The organism is Streptomyces sp. NPDC091371, from assembly GCF_040684275.1.
Classification (GTDB): domain Bacteria; phylum Actinomycetota; class Actinomycetes; order Streptomycetales; family Streptomycetaceae; genus Streptomyces.
This window is the reverse complement of the sequence record NZ_JBFBFP010000001.1, coordinates 461,172-475,947: the sequence shown is the minus strand read 5'-3', so window position 1 is coordinate 475,947 and position 14,776 is coordinate 461,172. Positions and strand designations below refer to the sequence as shown.

General features: G+C 72.2%; 10 protein-coding genes and 1 tRNA gene. 5 read left to right on the top strand and 6 right to left on the bottom strand.

All coding sequences use genetic code 11. The features are described 5' to 3' along the window. Nucleotides 1–5 precede the first annotated feature (5 nt). The 3 genes from AB0O21_RS02355 to AB0O21_RS02345 are packed head-to-tail and all read left to right on the top strand — an operon-like array spanning nt 6 to nt 5,320. Nucleotides 6–2,093: a peptidoglycan DD-metalloendopeptidase family protein gene (locus AB0O21_RS02355; RefSeq protein WP_365165144.1), complete on the top strand. Its 2,088-nt coding sequence runs from the start codon at nt 6–8 to the stop codon at nt 2,091–2,093. Between the two features lie 15 nt (nt 2,094–2,108). Continuing rightward, nucleotides 2,109–3,581, top strand: a complete 1,473-nt coding sequence (locus AB0O21_RS02350) for a PQQ-binding-like beta-propeller repeat protein (protein ID WP_365165142.1) — start codon at nt 2,109–2,111, stop codon at nt 3,579–3,581. Nucleotides 3,582–3,583: 2 nt separating this feature from the next. Continuing rightward, nucleotides 3,584–5,320, top strand: a complete 1,737-nt coding sequence (locus tag AB0O21_RS02345; RefSeq protein WP_365165140.1) for a TraM recognition domain-containing protein — start codon at nt 3,584–3,586, stop codon at nt 5,318–5,320. A gap of 836 nt (nt 5,321–6,156) precedes the next feature. Here AB0O21_RS02345 and AB0O21_RS02340 read toward each other — a convergent pair. Further along, nucleotides 6,157–6,723 carry a Uma2 family endonuclease gene (locus AB0O21_RS02340; protein WP_365165138.1) on the bottom strand — a complete coding sequence of 189 codons (567 nt, stop codon included), beginning with the start codon at nt 6,721–6,723 and terminating at the stop codon, nt 6,157–6,159. A gap of 127 nt (nt 6,724–6,850) precedes the next feature. After that, the gene (locus AB0O21_RS02335; RefSeq protein ID WP_365165136.1) at nt 6,851–7,036 is read right to left on the bottom strand and encodes a DUF2399 domain-containing protein; all 186 of its coding nucleotides are present in this window, start codon (nt 7,034–7,036) and stop codon (nt 6,851–6,853) included. Between the two features lie 437 nt (nt 7,037–7,473). Here AB0O21_RS02335 and AB0O21_RS02330 point away from each other — a divergent pair, with 437 nt between their 5' ends. After that, entirely contained in the window at nt 7,474–7,938 is a 465-nt protein-coding gene (locus AB0O21_RS02330; RefSeq protein WP_365165134.1) for a hypothetical protein, read from the top strand. Between the two features lie 7 nt (nt 7,939–7,945). After that, nucleotides 7,946–8,176 carry a hypothetical protein gene (locus AB0O21_RS02325; protein ID WP_365165132.1) on the top strand — a complete coding sequence of 77 codons (231 nt, stop codon included), beginning with the start codon at nt 7,946–7,948 and terminating at the stop codon, nt 8,174–8,176. Between the two features lie 118 nt (nt 8,177–8,294). Here AB0O21_RS02325 and AB0O21_RS02320 read toward each other — a convergent pair. The 4 genes from AB0O21_RS02320 to tmk form a co-directional block, all read right to left on the bottom strand. Beyond that, nucleotides 8,295–8,368: transfer RNA gene (locus tag AB0O21_RS02320), tRNA-Thr, on the bottom strand. Between the two features lie 109 nt (nt 8,369–8,477). Next, nucleotides 8,478–10,037, bottom strand: coding sequence for an alpha/beta hydrolase (locus AB0O21_RS02315; RefSeq protein WP_365165130.1), 1,560 nt, complete (start codon nt 10,035–10,037; stop codon nt 8,478–8,480). A gap of 203 nt (nt 10,038–10,240) precedes the next feature. After that, nucleotides 10,241–11,452: a DNA polymerase III subunit delta' gene (locus AB0O21_RS02310; protein ID WP_365165128.1), complete on the bottom strand. Its 1,212-nt coding sequence runs from the start codon at nt 11,450–11,452 to the stop codon at nt 10,241–10,243. A gap of 76 nt (nt 11,453–11,528) precedes the next feature. Then, nucleotides 11,529–14,702 carry a dTMP kinase gene (gene tmk, locus AB0O21_RS02305; protein ID WP_365165126.1) on the bottom strand — a complete coding sequence of 1,058 codons (3,174 nt, stop codon included), beginning with the start codon at nt 14,700–14,702 and terminating at the stop codon, nt 11,529–11,531. Nucleotides 14,703–14,776 lie beyond the last annotated feature (74 nt).

Genomic DNA, 14,776 nt, shown 5'->3' with positions numbered 1-14,776 from the left:
ACTCGATGGTGGCTCCTGCCGTACTGGCGGCCGCGACGAAGGCCGCCAAGGTGGCCAAGACGGCCAAGATGGCCGCCCAAATGGCCGGAGGGCAGGGTGGTGGCGGTGGCGGCAAGAAGAAGGGCAACGGCAAGTGGTGGTTGATCCTCGGCGTCGGAGGCCTGTTGCCGATCGGCGGGATCGGCTTCGTCGTCATCGTCATGATCATGGCCCTGGTGGGCGGCCTCGGCAGCGGCGCCGCGCAGGCGGCCTGCGGTAACTACGCCCAGAACGCGGGCGGGGGCAACACCAGCGACGCGGCGGCCACCAACCCGATCATGCCGGCCGGCAAGGTCTACATGCCCAGCGATACGGCCCGGAACGAGATACCTCCGCGGATGATCCTGGCCTCGATGCGGGCCGCGGCCCGCTACGAGGGGCTCGACTGGACGATCATCGCCGGGCAGATGTACCAGGAGACCAAGTTCGGCCAGGACCCGTCCGCCGCGCCGGGGGGCAAGAACAGCGCGGGCTACATGGGACTCCTCCAGTTCGGCAACGACGCCTGGCACGACTACGGCGACGACGGCAACAACGACGGCAAGAAGGACCTCTACAACATCGACGACGCGGCGTTCGCCGCCGCCAACTTCATCCACGCGCTGAAGGTCGAGACGAAGCCCTGGGACGCCCTGCTGGGCTACTCCGGCTCGAAGAAGGACAACACCGTCTACCCCCGCGTGGTCCTCACCCAGGCGGCCCGCTACCGCGGCAACCTCACTGGCGAGAAGAGCCTGATCGAGGGCTGGTACGCACACCTGAAGGCGACCGTCGAGAAGAACCCGAACTTCCCCACCCTCGGGCAGCAGTCGGACATCCCCGCGCCGGTCGGCAACGACGCGCAGCCGAACGAGGCGCTGAGCATCAAGGCGTCCCCGCCCCGCTCCTGGTCCACCCCGCCCTACGGCGGCGACACCGGGCAGGCTCAGACCCAGGCTGCCGCCGGGCCTGCGGCCGGGGCCGTGCCCCAGTTGCAGACGGTCGCCTTCTCCCGTCCGCTGATCAAGCCGGCCGCGCCGCCGACCCCGGACGGCAAGAGCTGGCAGTGGCCGCTGAAGGAGGGCACGTACACGGTCGGCACCAAGTACCACGAGAACGGGCCCAGTTGGAGCCTCGGCTACCACACCGGCCTTGACCTGCGGGCGTCCGCCGGTACGGCGATCTACGCTCCGGCCGACGGCAAGGTCATCAAGGTGTCCAGCGGCGGCTCGTACGGCAACGAGACGCACATCGAGCACGCGAACGGCGTCGTCACCCTGTACGCGCACCAGACCACCGCCATGGTGTCCCAGGGCGCCACGGTCAAGCGCGGCGACCAGATCGGCACGGTCGGCAGCACCGGCAATTCGAGCGGTCCGCACCTCCACTGGGAAGTACGGCTCCCCGGCGTCGACAACCCCTTCGTTCCCGGCCAGGACAACGGTCCCGGCATGATCGACCCCGAGGACTGGCTGCAGGGCAAGATCTCGGCCAACCCCGACTACGGCACCGTCCCGGGCGGCGACGGCACCAAGGGCAAGGACGCCGAGTACGCCAACTGCGCCAAGAACGGCAAGGGCACCCCGGTCGCTCCGGACGGCACCGTGACCGGCGTACTGCCGGCCGCCGACGACCCGGTGGTCCGGGCGGCGCTCCGCTGGGCGCAGCGCGGCATCGGTCAGCCGTACGTCTGGGGCGCGGCGCGGCTGCAGGGCGACAATCCCGTCTCCTTCGACTGCTCCAGCTATACGCAGTGGATCTACTACCAGGCCAGCGGCCACAAGATCAACATCGGGGCGACCACCTACGAGCAGGAGGACCGGCTCCGCGCGTACAAGGTCGACCTGAGCAAGGCGCAGCCCGGCGACATCATCTTCTTCCGCCCCAGCAACAGGGGTTCCGAACACGTGGGAATCGTGTGGGACCCGGCAGGCAAGAAGATCCTCCACGCCCCGCGCCCCGGCAAGAACGTCGAGTTCAGCACCTGGGACGTGCAGGACCCGATCACCGCCGTGTACCGCGTGCCGATCCCGGCGGGCACCAATCCCGTCGAGGGCGGCGGCGAGCATGCGTAGCGGAGAGGGGTGCTGATGGGCAGGCACAGCACGCTCGCGCTCGCGAGCGGTGCCGTGTTGGCGCTGGGACTGACCACGGGCTGCGGGGGCCCTGCGGAGAACACCCGCTCCGGGAGCGCGCCGCACCGGGCGGAGCCCTCGGCCTCCGGCCCGGCGGCGGGCGGCCCGGGGGCGGGCGGCCCGGGGGCGGGCGGCCCGGTCTACGGGGGCAAGGCGGTCCCGGGGCTTCTCGGGCAGTCCGTGTGGGCCCGCGGCACGAGCGGGGACCCACGGGCGGCGTACTGCCCCGGCTCGGCGGAGAGTACGGCCGTGTCCGGCGCGGAGGTCCGCTGCGTGGTGGGTGACGCCGTGGTGCTCACGGAGGAACTGCCGCGCCGCGGCGCGGGCGACGACGCCGGCACCACCCGGTTCGTCACCCGGCTCCTCGATGCCGCGACGGGCCGTCAGCGCGCGGAGTTCGAGAGCGTCATGCCCTCCACGGCCCCGTCCGGGAACTCCGGCTCGGGCTCGGGATCGGGCTTGGGCTCCGGCGAATCGGCCGGTCTGCCTTCGGCGGTCGGCCGCTGGAGGGACGGCTCCCCGGCCCTGCTCATCCGGTCCCTGCCGACGGCGTCGGCGGGCACGGCCGGCACGCCCGGCACCCAGGAACCGTCCACCGCCGTCTACACGATGTACAGCCCGACCGGCGAGAAGCTGGGCAGCTCCCTCGTCCAGGGCGAGGCGCACCTCCGCCGTCCGGTCCTGGACGGCCTCGTCCAGGACCCCGGCGGGGGCGAGACGCTCACGTACGCCCCGATCGGCGGCGGCACCGGCATCGAGGTGGCGAAGGCCGACTCGTACGAGAAGCCGGTCGGTCCGGGCTTCGGCTACGCCACCCGGGTCAAGGACGACTACGACGGCAAGGGCGGCTACCTCGTGGTCACCGACCGCCGTACCGGCAGAACGGCCTGGTCCACGCGGGAGATGACACCCCCCTCGGCGGTCGCGACGGCGAACCGGCCGGGCACGTACGCCACCGCCCAGCTGCGGCCGCTGACCGGTGACAGGGGCATCCTCCTGTGGAACCCGTCCGGGTCCGACGACGCGGTGATCACCGTCGTCGACCTGGCCACCGGACGGCGCCTGGCCGAAGGCCCGTCGACCCCCCTCGACATCACTCGGGACGAGGACCGCACCGCCGTGTCCCCGGACGGGAGGACCGCGGTCAGCCAGTTCGGCACCGGGGTCGTGGCCTGGGACACGGAGACCGGGCGCGAGCTGTGGCGCAGGAAGGACGACACGAGCCTGCGTCCGATGGCCCAGTCGCCCGGCGGCGTGCTGTACGCGGAGACGGACGGCAGGCAGGCGCTGAACGCCCGCACGGGCGCGCTCCTCTCCGCGTACGACGACATCCCTGAGTTCACCAGCAACGGATACGGAGTCCTCCGGGACGAGAAGGGTCTCTTCGTCTTCCGTGCCACACCCGCTCCAGCGGAAGGAAATCCCTGACCATGACCGCCCCACAACAGAAGAAGCCACGCTCCGGCGATGACTGGACGATGGAGATCGCCCTGCTCGTCGGGGCGCTCCTGGCCCTCCTCTGCGGTGCCTGGCTCGCCGCACGCCTCGGTGCGTCCTCCGGGGACGCGCCGGCCCCGCCGGGCAACCCCTTCTCCTTCGGCGTGTCCCTGATCAAGGGCGACTACGCGTGGCCGCACGGTGCGGCGAACGCCGTCGCGGCCGCCGAGGTCCTGCTGCTCGCGGCGGCCGCGACCGGCGTGTACCGGATCCGCGAGCGCATGCGCAACAAGCCCGACGTGGACGCCGCGGCCCGCCACCTCGCCCAGGGCGAGGAGCTCGGCAAGCTCACCATGAAGGGCGCCGCCGCGACCGCGGAACGACTCGGCGTGGACGCCAACGTGGCGGGCGTCTTCATCGGCCGTTCGCTGCGGGGACGGCAGCCGCTGTTCGGCTCCTTCGAGGACATGCACGTCGACATCTGGGGCCCCCGTACCGGCAAGACGACCCGGCGCGCCATTCCCGCGATCCTGGACGCCCCCGGCGCGGTGCTCGTCACCTCCAACAAGCGGGACATCGTCGACGCCACCCGCGGCCCGCGCCAGGCACGCGGTCCGGTCTGGGTCTTCGACCCGCAGCAGGTGGCGCAGGAGCCGCCCGCGTGGTGGTGGAATCCCCTGTCGTACGTGACCGACGTCGCCAAGGCCCGCAAGCTGGCCGACCACTTCGCGTCGGGCTCGCGGGACGCCGATGCCTCCACCGACGCGTTCTTCGACCCGGCCGGACAGGACCTGCTCGCCAACCTCCTGCTCGCGGCGGCCACCGCCAAGGCCCCCATCACCCAGATCTACACCTGGCTGGCCAACCCGAAGGACGACACCCCGGAGCGCATCCTGCGGGGCGCGGGCCACCTGATGCCGGCCGACTCCCTGTCCGGCGTGATCACCGCCCCGGACAAGCAGCGCAGCGGCATCTACGGCGTCGCCCAGCAGATGGCGTCCTGCCTGATCAACCCCGAGGTCAACAAGTGGGTAACGCCGCTCTCCGCCACCGACGACCGTCCGGAGTTCGACCCCCACACGTTCGTCCGTAGCGACTCCACCCTCTACTCGCTCTCCCGCGAGGGCAGCGACTCGGCGGGCCCGCTGGTGACCGCCCTGACCGTGGCGGTCGTCGAGGCCGCCGAGGAGTACGCCACCACCCAGCGCGGCGGCCGGCTGTCGCGCCCGCTGGTCGGTGTCCTGGACGAGGCGGCGAACGTCTGCCGCTGGCGCGCCCTTCCCGACCTCTACTCGCACTACGGCTCGCGCGGCATCATCCTGATGACGATCCTCCAGTCCTGGGCCCAGGGCATCGAAGTCTGGGGCGAGCGCGGCATGGAGAAGCTCTGGTCGGCCGCGAACGTGCGCGTCTACGGCGGCGGCGTCTCCGACACCCGCTTCCTCGGCGACCTGTCCGAGCTGGCCGGCGAGTACGAGCTGCGCGAGTTCACCACGTCCCGCGAATCGGAGTCGTACGGCTGGTCCGGCAACCGCACCATGAACGAGTCCGTACGCCGCGACCGCGTCCTGAAGGTCTCCGACCTGGGCGCGATGCCCCCCGGCCGGGCCCTGGTCCTGGCCTCCGGCACCAAGCCGGTCCTGGTCGAGACGATCCCGTGGTGGCAGGGCTCGCACGCCCAAGCGGTCAAGGCCTCCTTGGCCAAGTACGACCCGGGCGCCCGCGCCTGAACAGCGCCGAATAGGGCCACGGAATGAAAAGGCCCAGGTCAGACACCATCTGACCTGGGCCTTCGCCGATTCACCCTGCCCCGCTGTTGTTCCGCATGGGGTGGATCGCACACTCGGTGTGCGGGTTGCCGCGTGAGGTCTTGTAGACCTGGGCTGGCTCGAACAGGCCGGTCAGCTACCAATCGGCTGATCACTCTTCGTAGTGGATCAGGCTCCCCAGGAGAGCCGAAAACCCCGCCGCTGGAGTTCCTTCTCCGCAAGGACACGCCATCATCGTGTCCCTCTCCGTCGGCAGCCTCGCCCGCTGAACAACTCCGCCCTGCGGGCGCGCACGGCGGACTCCTGGACTCCGACGAGATCGAACGACGGGCGGCAGCGGATGAACTGACGTCCCTGAGGCAGTAGATGGGCTCGATCTCGCGAAGTTGCCCCGTAATCGCGACTTGATGATGCGCGCTGTACGAGCCCGTGTAGTCGGCACTGGACCTGCCGGACACAGACGTCTGTGCCTCCGCCGGGGTCGCGGGCGATCTTCCTGACCGTCTGGAGCGAGACGGCCTCCCGTGGCCGGCCGCCGCCCTTCGCGCCGGCTGGCCCCGGGCAACAGAAAACCCCAGGTCACGGGTGACCTGGGGTTTCTCTGAGCCGCCTTCGGGATTCGAACCCGAGACCTACGCATTACGAGGCCCCACAAGATCATCCTGAATTGTGTCAACCAGTGCCAGAGAATCCGGCTTCCCCCAGGTCAGACGCCTACGACACTGAACCCACGTGCCACCCAATCCACCCTGTGCCGCCCCGTCCGCTCACGCGGCGCTCACGCAAGCAGGGCTTCCTCAGATCTGGCCGAGGTCGACCTGCACCGGGAAGGGAGCCGAAACCTTGACGACACCGGTGAACACGTCCCCGTCCCGGTAGGCCCTGGTTGCAGGGTCGAGAACATAGGTGTACACGAGGGGGACGCCTGTCGCGGCCTGCTCGACCCGCCAGTAGAAGGCAATGCCGGAGTTGGCGTACTGATCCGTCTTCACGATCCGATCAGTGGTCTCCGATCCCGGCGAGACAACCTCCACGACCATCAGCACGTGCTCCGGACGGGTGGGCGTGATGTCGATCGTGTCCGCGCGATACACAACGACATCGGGACGTCGATTGGTGAGCGGGACGTCCTGAAGCCGGACGTCGAAGTCGGTATCGGCGTTCCAGTCCGGCCCCGCGGCGGCGTCCAGGACGTTCGCCAAGATCCGAGCCAGTCGATTGTGGCGCTTGGACGCACTGGGACTCACGACGACCATCCCGTCCACGATCTCGATTCCCGCACACTGCTCCTCGGACCAGGAGTCGTACTGCTCCGCCGTGATCTGCTCGTGCATCCACGCAGGGGCTGCCATCTGGGCAGTCATGACGCACCTCCCGGACACCATGCGGGCGGGCCCGATCCCGCTGAGTTCAGCGTACTGTGCCTGCGCGTCCGGCACTCCGGACCTGCCGGGGCCCGGCTTCGCCGGTGCGCTGCCGGTACCACGCGCATCAGCCGAGGTCCGAGAGGAGTTCAGGCAGCAGTCGTTCCTCCATGACGGCCTGGCCCGACGCCTTCAGTGCGGAACTGAGGGCGGGGTCCCAGGGGCTGGCGGCGAGCGGTCGCCTGGAGCGAGATGGCCTCCTGGAGCCAGCCCCCGCCCTTCGCGCCGTTGATCCCGACACAGTTCCCCGCATCCGGGGCTCAGGCGCGCTCACGCACGGGGTCCCGAACCTTTGGCCGACGCATGCCCGCGTGGATAAAGGGCATGAAAAAACCCCAGGTCACGGCGAGTGAGTCCTGGGGCTAATCCGAGCCGCCTTCGGGATTCGAACCCGAGACCTACTCATTACGAGGCCCCACAAGATCATGCCGCCCGATGCCGGGCCGTGCCACCGAATCCCGTTCCCCCAGGTCAGAAAGGTACGGCCCGGCCCCGCGTGCCGTCCGATCCACCCACTGCCACCGCTCACGCAGCGCTCACGTATGAGACCGGCATCCGAGGCCACGGTTACGGGTGGTCAGCATGCCAATGGCTGATCACTCTTCGTAGTGGACTGCCTCTCGGGGCAGAACCTTGGGCCGACGACGGGAGTTCCGATCTGCATACACACTCCGCCAGAAGGGGACACCGATGGGCAAGCTCTTCACAGCTCGGATCATTGCCACTCTCGCCACGACGGCCACGCTGGCCGTCTTACCTCCCGCCGAGGCGCACGCCGGCGCCATCGGCTCAACGCCCGTCGCCGGCTTCGACTACCAAGTCGGCGGTGTCACCATGACGGTCCCGACAGGCTGCATGTTCACCCACATCATCCGCGGCGATGGCAAGAAGATCACTTACCAGAACGCCGGCGTCGACTGCGGCTTCGTCGGCGCGCTCAACGCAGGCTTCTGCAATTGGCGTATCGACTTCACCTACGCGGACACCGACAACAAGACCTACCGCACCTCCCGCGGCAAGACGCACGCCGAGTGCGAGATCCACCCGATGCGCGACAACGCGCCCCAGACGCTGCCCCGTTACGGCAAGGCGTGCGCGCATCTCAACATCAACGGCACGCGCCGGGTCAGCCAGTGCCATCACATCACGAAGTGAGCCGCACATGACCACCCAACCCACCCCCGAAGACCCCGCGTGGGAAGCCAAACGCCGCCGCGCCGGCATCGCAGCCTTCCTCACCGGCACCGCCACGTCCTTCGCCTTCTTCGCCTTCTTCCCCGGCCTCCCCCACGTCATCGACTGGGGCGCGATCATCACCTCCCTCGCCGTCGGCGGGCTCGCCCGCTGGGCCTGGCAGTCCCACATGACGAGGAAGCACACCGCCGTCAGGTAAGCCCCATTGATCGTCCGGGGGATCGCGATCGCACCGCTCCCGACGCCGCATGCGCCAACGGATCCCGGAAACAGCAAAACCCCCAGGTCACGGCCAGTGAGTCCTGGGGGTTCTACAGAGCCGCCTTCGGGATTCGAACCCGAGACCTACGCATTACGAGTGCGTTGCTCTGGCCAACTGAGCTAAGGCGGCACCGCTGGTTAGACAAGTGTTCCCTCGAAGAGGGGCTCTCATCAGCAGCGGCGCCAAGTCTACAGGGTGTGGACGGGTGCCTTGAACCGGGTTCCTCGCGGGCGCGGCGTCAGCACTTTTTGCCGTCCGTCGGGGGCTTGCCCTCCAGGAGGTAGGTGTTGATCGCCGTGTCGATGCAGTCGCTGCCGCGGCCGTACGCCGTGTGGCCGTCGCCGTCGTAGGTGAGGAGGGTGCCCGATTCGAGCTGGCCCGCGAGGGCCTCGGCCCACTTGTACGGGGTGGCCGGGTCGCGGGTGGTGCCCACGACCACGATCGGCGCGGCGCCCTTCGCCGTCAGGGGCTTCGCCGTGCCCGTCGCCTTCACCGGCCAGTACGTGCAGTTCAGGGAGGCCCAGGCCAGGCCCGCGCCGAAGACCGGGGAGGCCTTCTCGAAGGAGGGCAGGGCGGACTTCACGGCCTCCGGGCCGCTGAAGGCCGGCGGCTGGTCGAGGCAGTTCACGGCGGCGTTGGCGTACATCAGGTTGGCGTACTTGCCGTCCGGCTCGCGCTCGTAGTAGCTGTCCGCGAGGGCCAGCAGACCGGCGCCCTCGCCGTTCATGGCGGCGGTGAGCGCCTCCCGCAGCTGCGGCCAGGCGCTCTCGTCGTACAGCGCCGCGATCACCCCGGTCGTCGCGAGGGACTCGCCCAGCGGGCGGGCCGGGTCCCCGGAGGGCACGGGCTGGGCGTCGACCTTGCGGAAGAACTCCTTCAGGCGCTCCGCCATCGCCTGCGGGCTCCCCTTGCCGAGCGGGCAGTCGGACTGCTTCGCGCAGTCCTTGGCGAAGGAGACGAAGGCCGTCTCGAAGCCGGCCGTCTGGTCCCGGTTGAGGTCGAGCGCGGGCCGGGAGGGGTCCATCGCGCCGTCCAGGACCAGGCGGCCGACCCGGTCCGGGAAGAGATCCGCGTACATCGCGCCCAGGAAGGTTCCGTACGAGGCGCCGACATACGTGAGCTTCTCGTCGCCCAGCACCGCGCGCAGCAGGTCCATGTCCCGGGCGGCGTCGACGGTGGACACGTGCGGCAGGATCCGCTGCGAGCGCGTCTGGCAGCCGGCCGCGAACTCCTTGAAGGCCTCCACCAGGGCGGACTGCTCCGCCGCGGTGTCCGGCGTCTGGTCCACCTGGGTGTACTTGTCCATGGCCTGGCCGGTCAGGCATTCGACGGGGCTGCTGCGGTCCACCCCGCGCGGGTCGAAGGAGACCATGTCGTACCGGGCGCGGACCGGCGCGGGGTAGCCGATGCCCGCGTACGCCTGGAGGTAGCCGATGCCGGAGCCGCCCGGGCCGCCCGGGTTGACCACCAGCGAGCCGAGCCGCTTGCCGGGGCCGGTGGCCTTGCGGCGGGCCACCGCGATGTCGACGTCCTGACCCGAGTCGGGCTTCGCGTAGTCCAGCGGGGCCTTCATCGTGGCGCACTCGAACCCGGGGACACCGCACTCCCGCCAGCTCAGCTTCTGCTCGTAGTACGGGCGCAGCGCGGCCTCGTCGACGGATGGCCGGGCAGCGGAGGGCCCGGTGGAGGACGCGGCGGCCCGGGGGCCCCCCGACCCGCCCGAGGTGCACCCGGAGAGGAGCAGCCCGGCGGCTGCGATCACGGTTCCGGTCGTACGCAGCAGGAGACTGGTGTCCATCCCCGGAGCCTATGGCCTGCCGGCCACGGCCACCGGGCCCGCCCGCGCCCGATGGCCGTGCCCGCGCCGTGGTCCGCGCCGGGCGGGGACTGGGAACCGGGCCGCTCCCGGCCCCGGCGGGCGGTCCGCCCGTACGGGTGAGCCGGTCAACGGGGCCGGACGGTCCCGCGTCCGGCGCGCGGCGTGCGGCGTGCGGCGTGCGGTCAGCCGGCGCGCAGCGACATCGTCATCGCCTCCACGGCGAGGAGCGGGGCCACGTTCCGGTCGAGGGCATCCCGGCAGGCGATGATCGCCTCGATCCGGCGCAGGGTCCGCTCGGGGCCGGAGGCCCTGGCGATGCGCTCCAGGTCCTGCCGTATGTCCTCGTTGGCGATGGCGAGGGCGGAGCCGAGCTGGAGGGCGAGGACGTCGCGGTAGAAGCCGGTCAGGTCGGTGAGGGCGATGTCGAGGCTGTCGCGCTGGGTGCGGGTCCGGCGCCGCTTCTGCTTGTCCTCCAGCTCCTTCATGACGCCCGCCGTGCCGCGCGGCATCCGTCCGCCCGTCCCGGCGGCGGCGCCCAGGGCGGCCCGGAGTTCCTCGGTCTCCTTGGTGTCGACCTCCTCGGCCACCTGCTTGGCGTCCTCGGCGGCGGCGTCCACCAGCTCCTGGGCGGCCTTGAGGCAGGCGCCGACGTCGTCCACCCGGAGCGGGAGCTTCAGGACCGTCGCCCTGCGCTCGCGGGCCCCCTCGTCGGTGGCCAGCCGCCGGGCGCGGTCGACGTGCCCCTGCGTGGCCCTGGCCGCCGCGAGCGCCACCGGCGGCTCGATGCCGTCCCGGCGCACCAGCAGGTCGGCGACGGCCGCGACCGAGGGGGTGCTGAGGTTGAGGTGGCGGCAGCGGGAGCGGATGGTGGGCAGCACGTCCTCCACGGAGGGCGAGCACAACAGCCACACCGTGCGGGGGGCGGGCTCCTCCACTGCCTTGAGGACCGCGTTGGCGGACTTCTCGTTCAGCCGCTCGGCGTCCTCGACGAGGATGATCTGCCAGCGGCCCGTGGCCGGGGAGGTGTAGGACTTGCGGACGGTGTCCCGCATGTCCGCGACGAGGATCTGGCTGCCGTCCGCGACGACGGTGGAGACGTCCGCGTGCGTGCCGACCATCGTGGTGTGGCACCCGTCGCAGAACCCGCAGCCCGGCTCACCGCCCAGGGCGCGGTCCGGGCTGGTGCACTGCAGGGCGGCCGCGAAGGCCCGGGCGACGGTGGCCCGCCCCGAGCCAGGCGGCCCGGTGAACAGCCAGGCGTGGGTCATCTTGGAGGCCGCGGGCGGCGCGGTCCCCTCGGTGGCGGCCGTGACCAGGGCGTCGGCATCGCGGGCGGCGGCGGCGAGCTGCGTCTGGATCCGCTCCTGACCCACCAGGTCGTCCCATACGGGCATCCCGCCCACCGCCTTTCACTTCACTCTGCGTGCACCCATTGTGGCGTGCGGCACTGACAGTCCGGTCCCGCCGAGGTCAGCGGCGCCGGGGGCCCCGGCCGTCCTCTTCGTCGTCCCGGTGCGGGCCGAGCAGTTCGTCCGCGAGCGTCGGCAGATCGTCCAGCGGGGTCTCCTCGGCCCAGTCCGGGCGGGGACGGCGCGGCCGGCCCTCCGCGTCGAGCACGGGGATCTCGCGCGTCCGGTCGTTGGCCGAATCCCGGAAGATGCCCGGCGGCACCCGGTCGGCCGGGTTCTCCTCGGGGCGCCGGGCGGTCGGCCGCGTGGCGGAGTGCGCCGTCCGGGTGGCCTTGGCCTGCGGCGGCCCGCCGGCGTCGGCCGGGCGCACGGGAGGCAGTACGGCCGTCTCGTCGGCCGGGCGTACGGGCGGCAGCACCGCCGTCTCGTCGGCCGCGGCGGGGTCGGCCTTCGGCACCGGGACGGTCTGCGTGACGTCGTCCGGCCTCAGGACCCGCTTGACCACCGGGGTCTCGACGGTCACCGCGTCGTCCGGGTGCGGCTCCTTCGTCATACCGACCTTGGGAGCAGGAGCAGGAGCGGGAGCAGGGGCAGCAGCGGGGGCGGGAGCGGGGGCCGCAGCCGCAGCAGCCGCGGCCGCCGCCTTCGCGGCCACCTCCGCCGCCGCAGCCTCCGCCAGCCTGCGCGCCTCCTCGGCCTTCAGCAGGGCCTCCTCCGCCCGCCGCTGCTTCTCCAGCCGCCGTTCCTCTGCCTCGGCCCGCAGCCGGGCCTCCTCCTCGGCCTCGCGCCGCAGCCGCTCCTGCTCCGCCGCGCGCGCCTTCTCCTCGGCCTCAACGCGCAGCCGCTCGGCCTCGGCCCGGGCGCGGGCCTCCTCCTCGGCGCGCAGCCGCTCCTCCTCCGCCTTGCGGGCGGCCTCCGCCTCGGCCTTGATCCGGGCCGCCTCCGCCTCACGGGCGAGCCGGGCCTCCTCCTCGGCCTTCAGCCGGGCTTCCTCCGCCTTGCGCGCGGCCTCTTCCTCGGCCTTGCGCCGGGCTTCCTCCTCGGCGAGGCGCCGGGCCTCCGCCTGGGCGGCCACCTCCGCCTCGGAGAGCGGGAGCATCCTGTCCAGGCGGTGCCGTACGACGGTGGTCACCGAGTCCGGGTCCTGGCCCGCGTCCACCACGAGGTAGCGCCCGGGGTCGGACGCGGCGAGCGTCAGGAATCCGGCCCGCACCCGCTGGTGGAACTCCGCGGGCTCCGACTCCAGCCGGTCCGGCGCCTCCGTGAACCGCTCCCGCGCGGCCTCCGGCGACACGTCGAGCAGCACGGTCAGGTTCGGGACGAGCCCGTCGGTGGCCCAGCGCGAGATCCGGGCGATCTCGGTCGGCGACAGGTCGCGCCCGGCGCCCTGGTACGCCACCGAGGAGTCGATGTAGCGGTCCGAGATGACGACGGCGCCGCGCTCCAGGGCGGGGCGCACCACGGTGTCCACGTGTTCCGCGCGGTCGGCGGCGTACAGCAGCGCCTCGGCCCGGTTCGACAGCCCGGCGGAGGAGACGTCCAGCAGGATCGAGCGGAGCCGCTTGCCGACCGGCGTGGCGCCCGGCTCGCGGGTCACGACGACCTCGTGCCCCTTGCCCCGTATCCAGTCGGCCAGCGCCTCCACCTGGGTGGACTTGCCGGCCCCGTCGCCGCCCTCCAGGGCGATGAAGAAGCCGGTGGCGGACGCCGCCTGTACGGGCTCCCCGCCGCGCAGCGCCTCGCGCAGGTCGCGGCGCAGGGGCACTCCGCCGCGGTCGTCGGCCTTGGTGAGCACCACCACGGCGACGGGCAGCAGCAGGGCGCCGACGAGCATCAGCGTGAAGGCGGCCCCGCCGTGCGCGAAGACGACCTCGCCGCCGGTGAGCCGGTGCGGGCCGATCACCGCGGCCAGGACGGGTGCCAGGACGGCGCCGAGGGCGACCGCCACCCGGACGACCGCCTGGAGGTGCTCGGTGACCCGGGCCCGGCGGAACTCCTCGGTCTCCTGGTCCAGCAGCGTGTGCCCGGTGTTGGCGGCGATGCCCGCGGCGAGGCCGGCGAGCAGCGACAGGAACACCACGGTCGCCGTGTCCGGGACGAGCCCGGTGAGCAGCAGCGCGAGCCCGGTCACCGCTATGGCGAGGGCCAGCAGCCGACGGCGGGACAGGGCGGGCAGTACCTTCCCGGCCTGGGTGGCGCGGATGCCGGCGGCGGTGCCGCCGAGCAGGGCGAGCACGAACAGCGCGAAGGCCGCGGGGCCACCGCCCAGGTCGAAGGCGTGCAGCACGGCGACGGCGGCGGCGCAGGACACCGCGCCGGCGACGGCCGCGCAGGCCAGGACGAGGAGCGGGATGGCTCCCGTACGGCCCTTCTCGGGGCGGTCCCCCGCCTTGGGCGTGCGCAGCCCCTCCAGCGGGGAGCGCGGCCGCGGGGTCTTCGTGGCCGGCAGCACCAGCGGGAGCAGCAGCGAGACCGAGGCGGCGAAGAGGCCGGAGGCCACGTACGAGCCCAGCGCGGCCTGGTTCGCGGCGAACCAGTCCACGCCGAGGCCGAGGGCCTTGCCGACCAGGGTCGCGGCGAGCAGCGCGGCCGCGGCGACGGGGAGCGCCGCGAAGGCCGTGCGCAGGTTCAGCCGGCGCAGCGCGTCGAGGTGGTCCGGCAGCGGGCGCACGGTCGCCCCCTCCGGCGGCGGCGCGGGCAGCAGGGCGGGGGCCGCGCTCTCCTTGCCCAGCGTCCACAGCCGCTCCGCGGCGCCGGAGACGAAGACGGTGGCCAGCAGCGCGGTGAGCGCGTGGGCCGGAATCCAGTCGAGCCACAGCGGGGCGACGACGAACAGCCCGAGGCGGACCCCGTCGGCGCCGATCATCGTCCAGCGGCGGTCCAGCTTGCCGCCGGGGGCCACGAGCGCGGAGAGCGGGCCGAGGAGGACCGCTCCGAAGAGCAGAGTGGCGAGGATCCGGACGCCGAAGACGGCGGCGACGGCCAGCGCCGCGCCGCGGTACCCCTCGCCGAAGGCCCCCTCCTGCACGGCGGCCTGGAGGGCCAGCAGCACCAGCACCAGCAGCGCGAGGGCATCGCCGATGCCGCTCACCAGCTGGGCGCTCCACAGGCGGCGCAGCCTGGGGGTACGCAGCAGTGCGCGCACCGCTCGCTCGCGGGAATCCGCGGCTAGGGCTTCGTCGTAGGTGGGGTTCGCCGGGGCGGTCACGACCGTTGGCTGCTCGGCTCGCGTCATCCGCCCAGCCTATCCGCTGCGCTTGGCCGTTGCGGAGGCCTGTGGACAAGGTCCGGTGTGACCCCCGACCCACC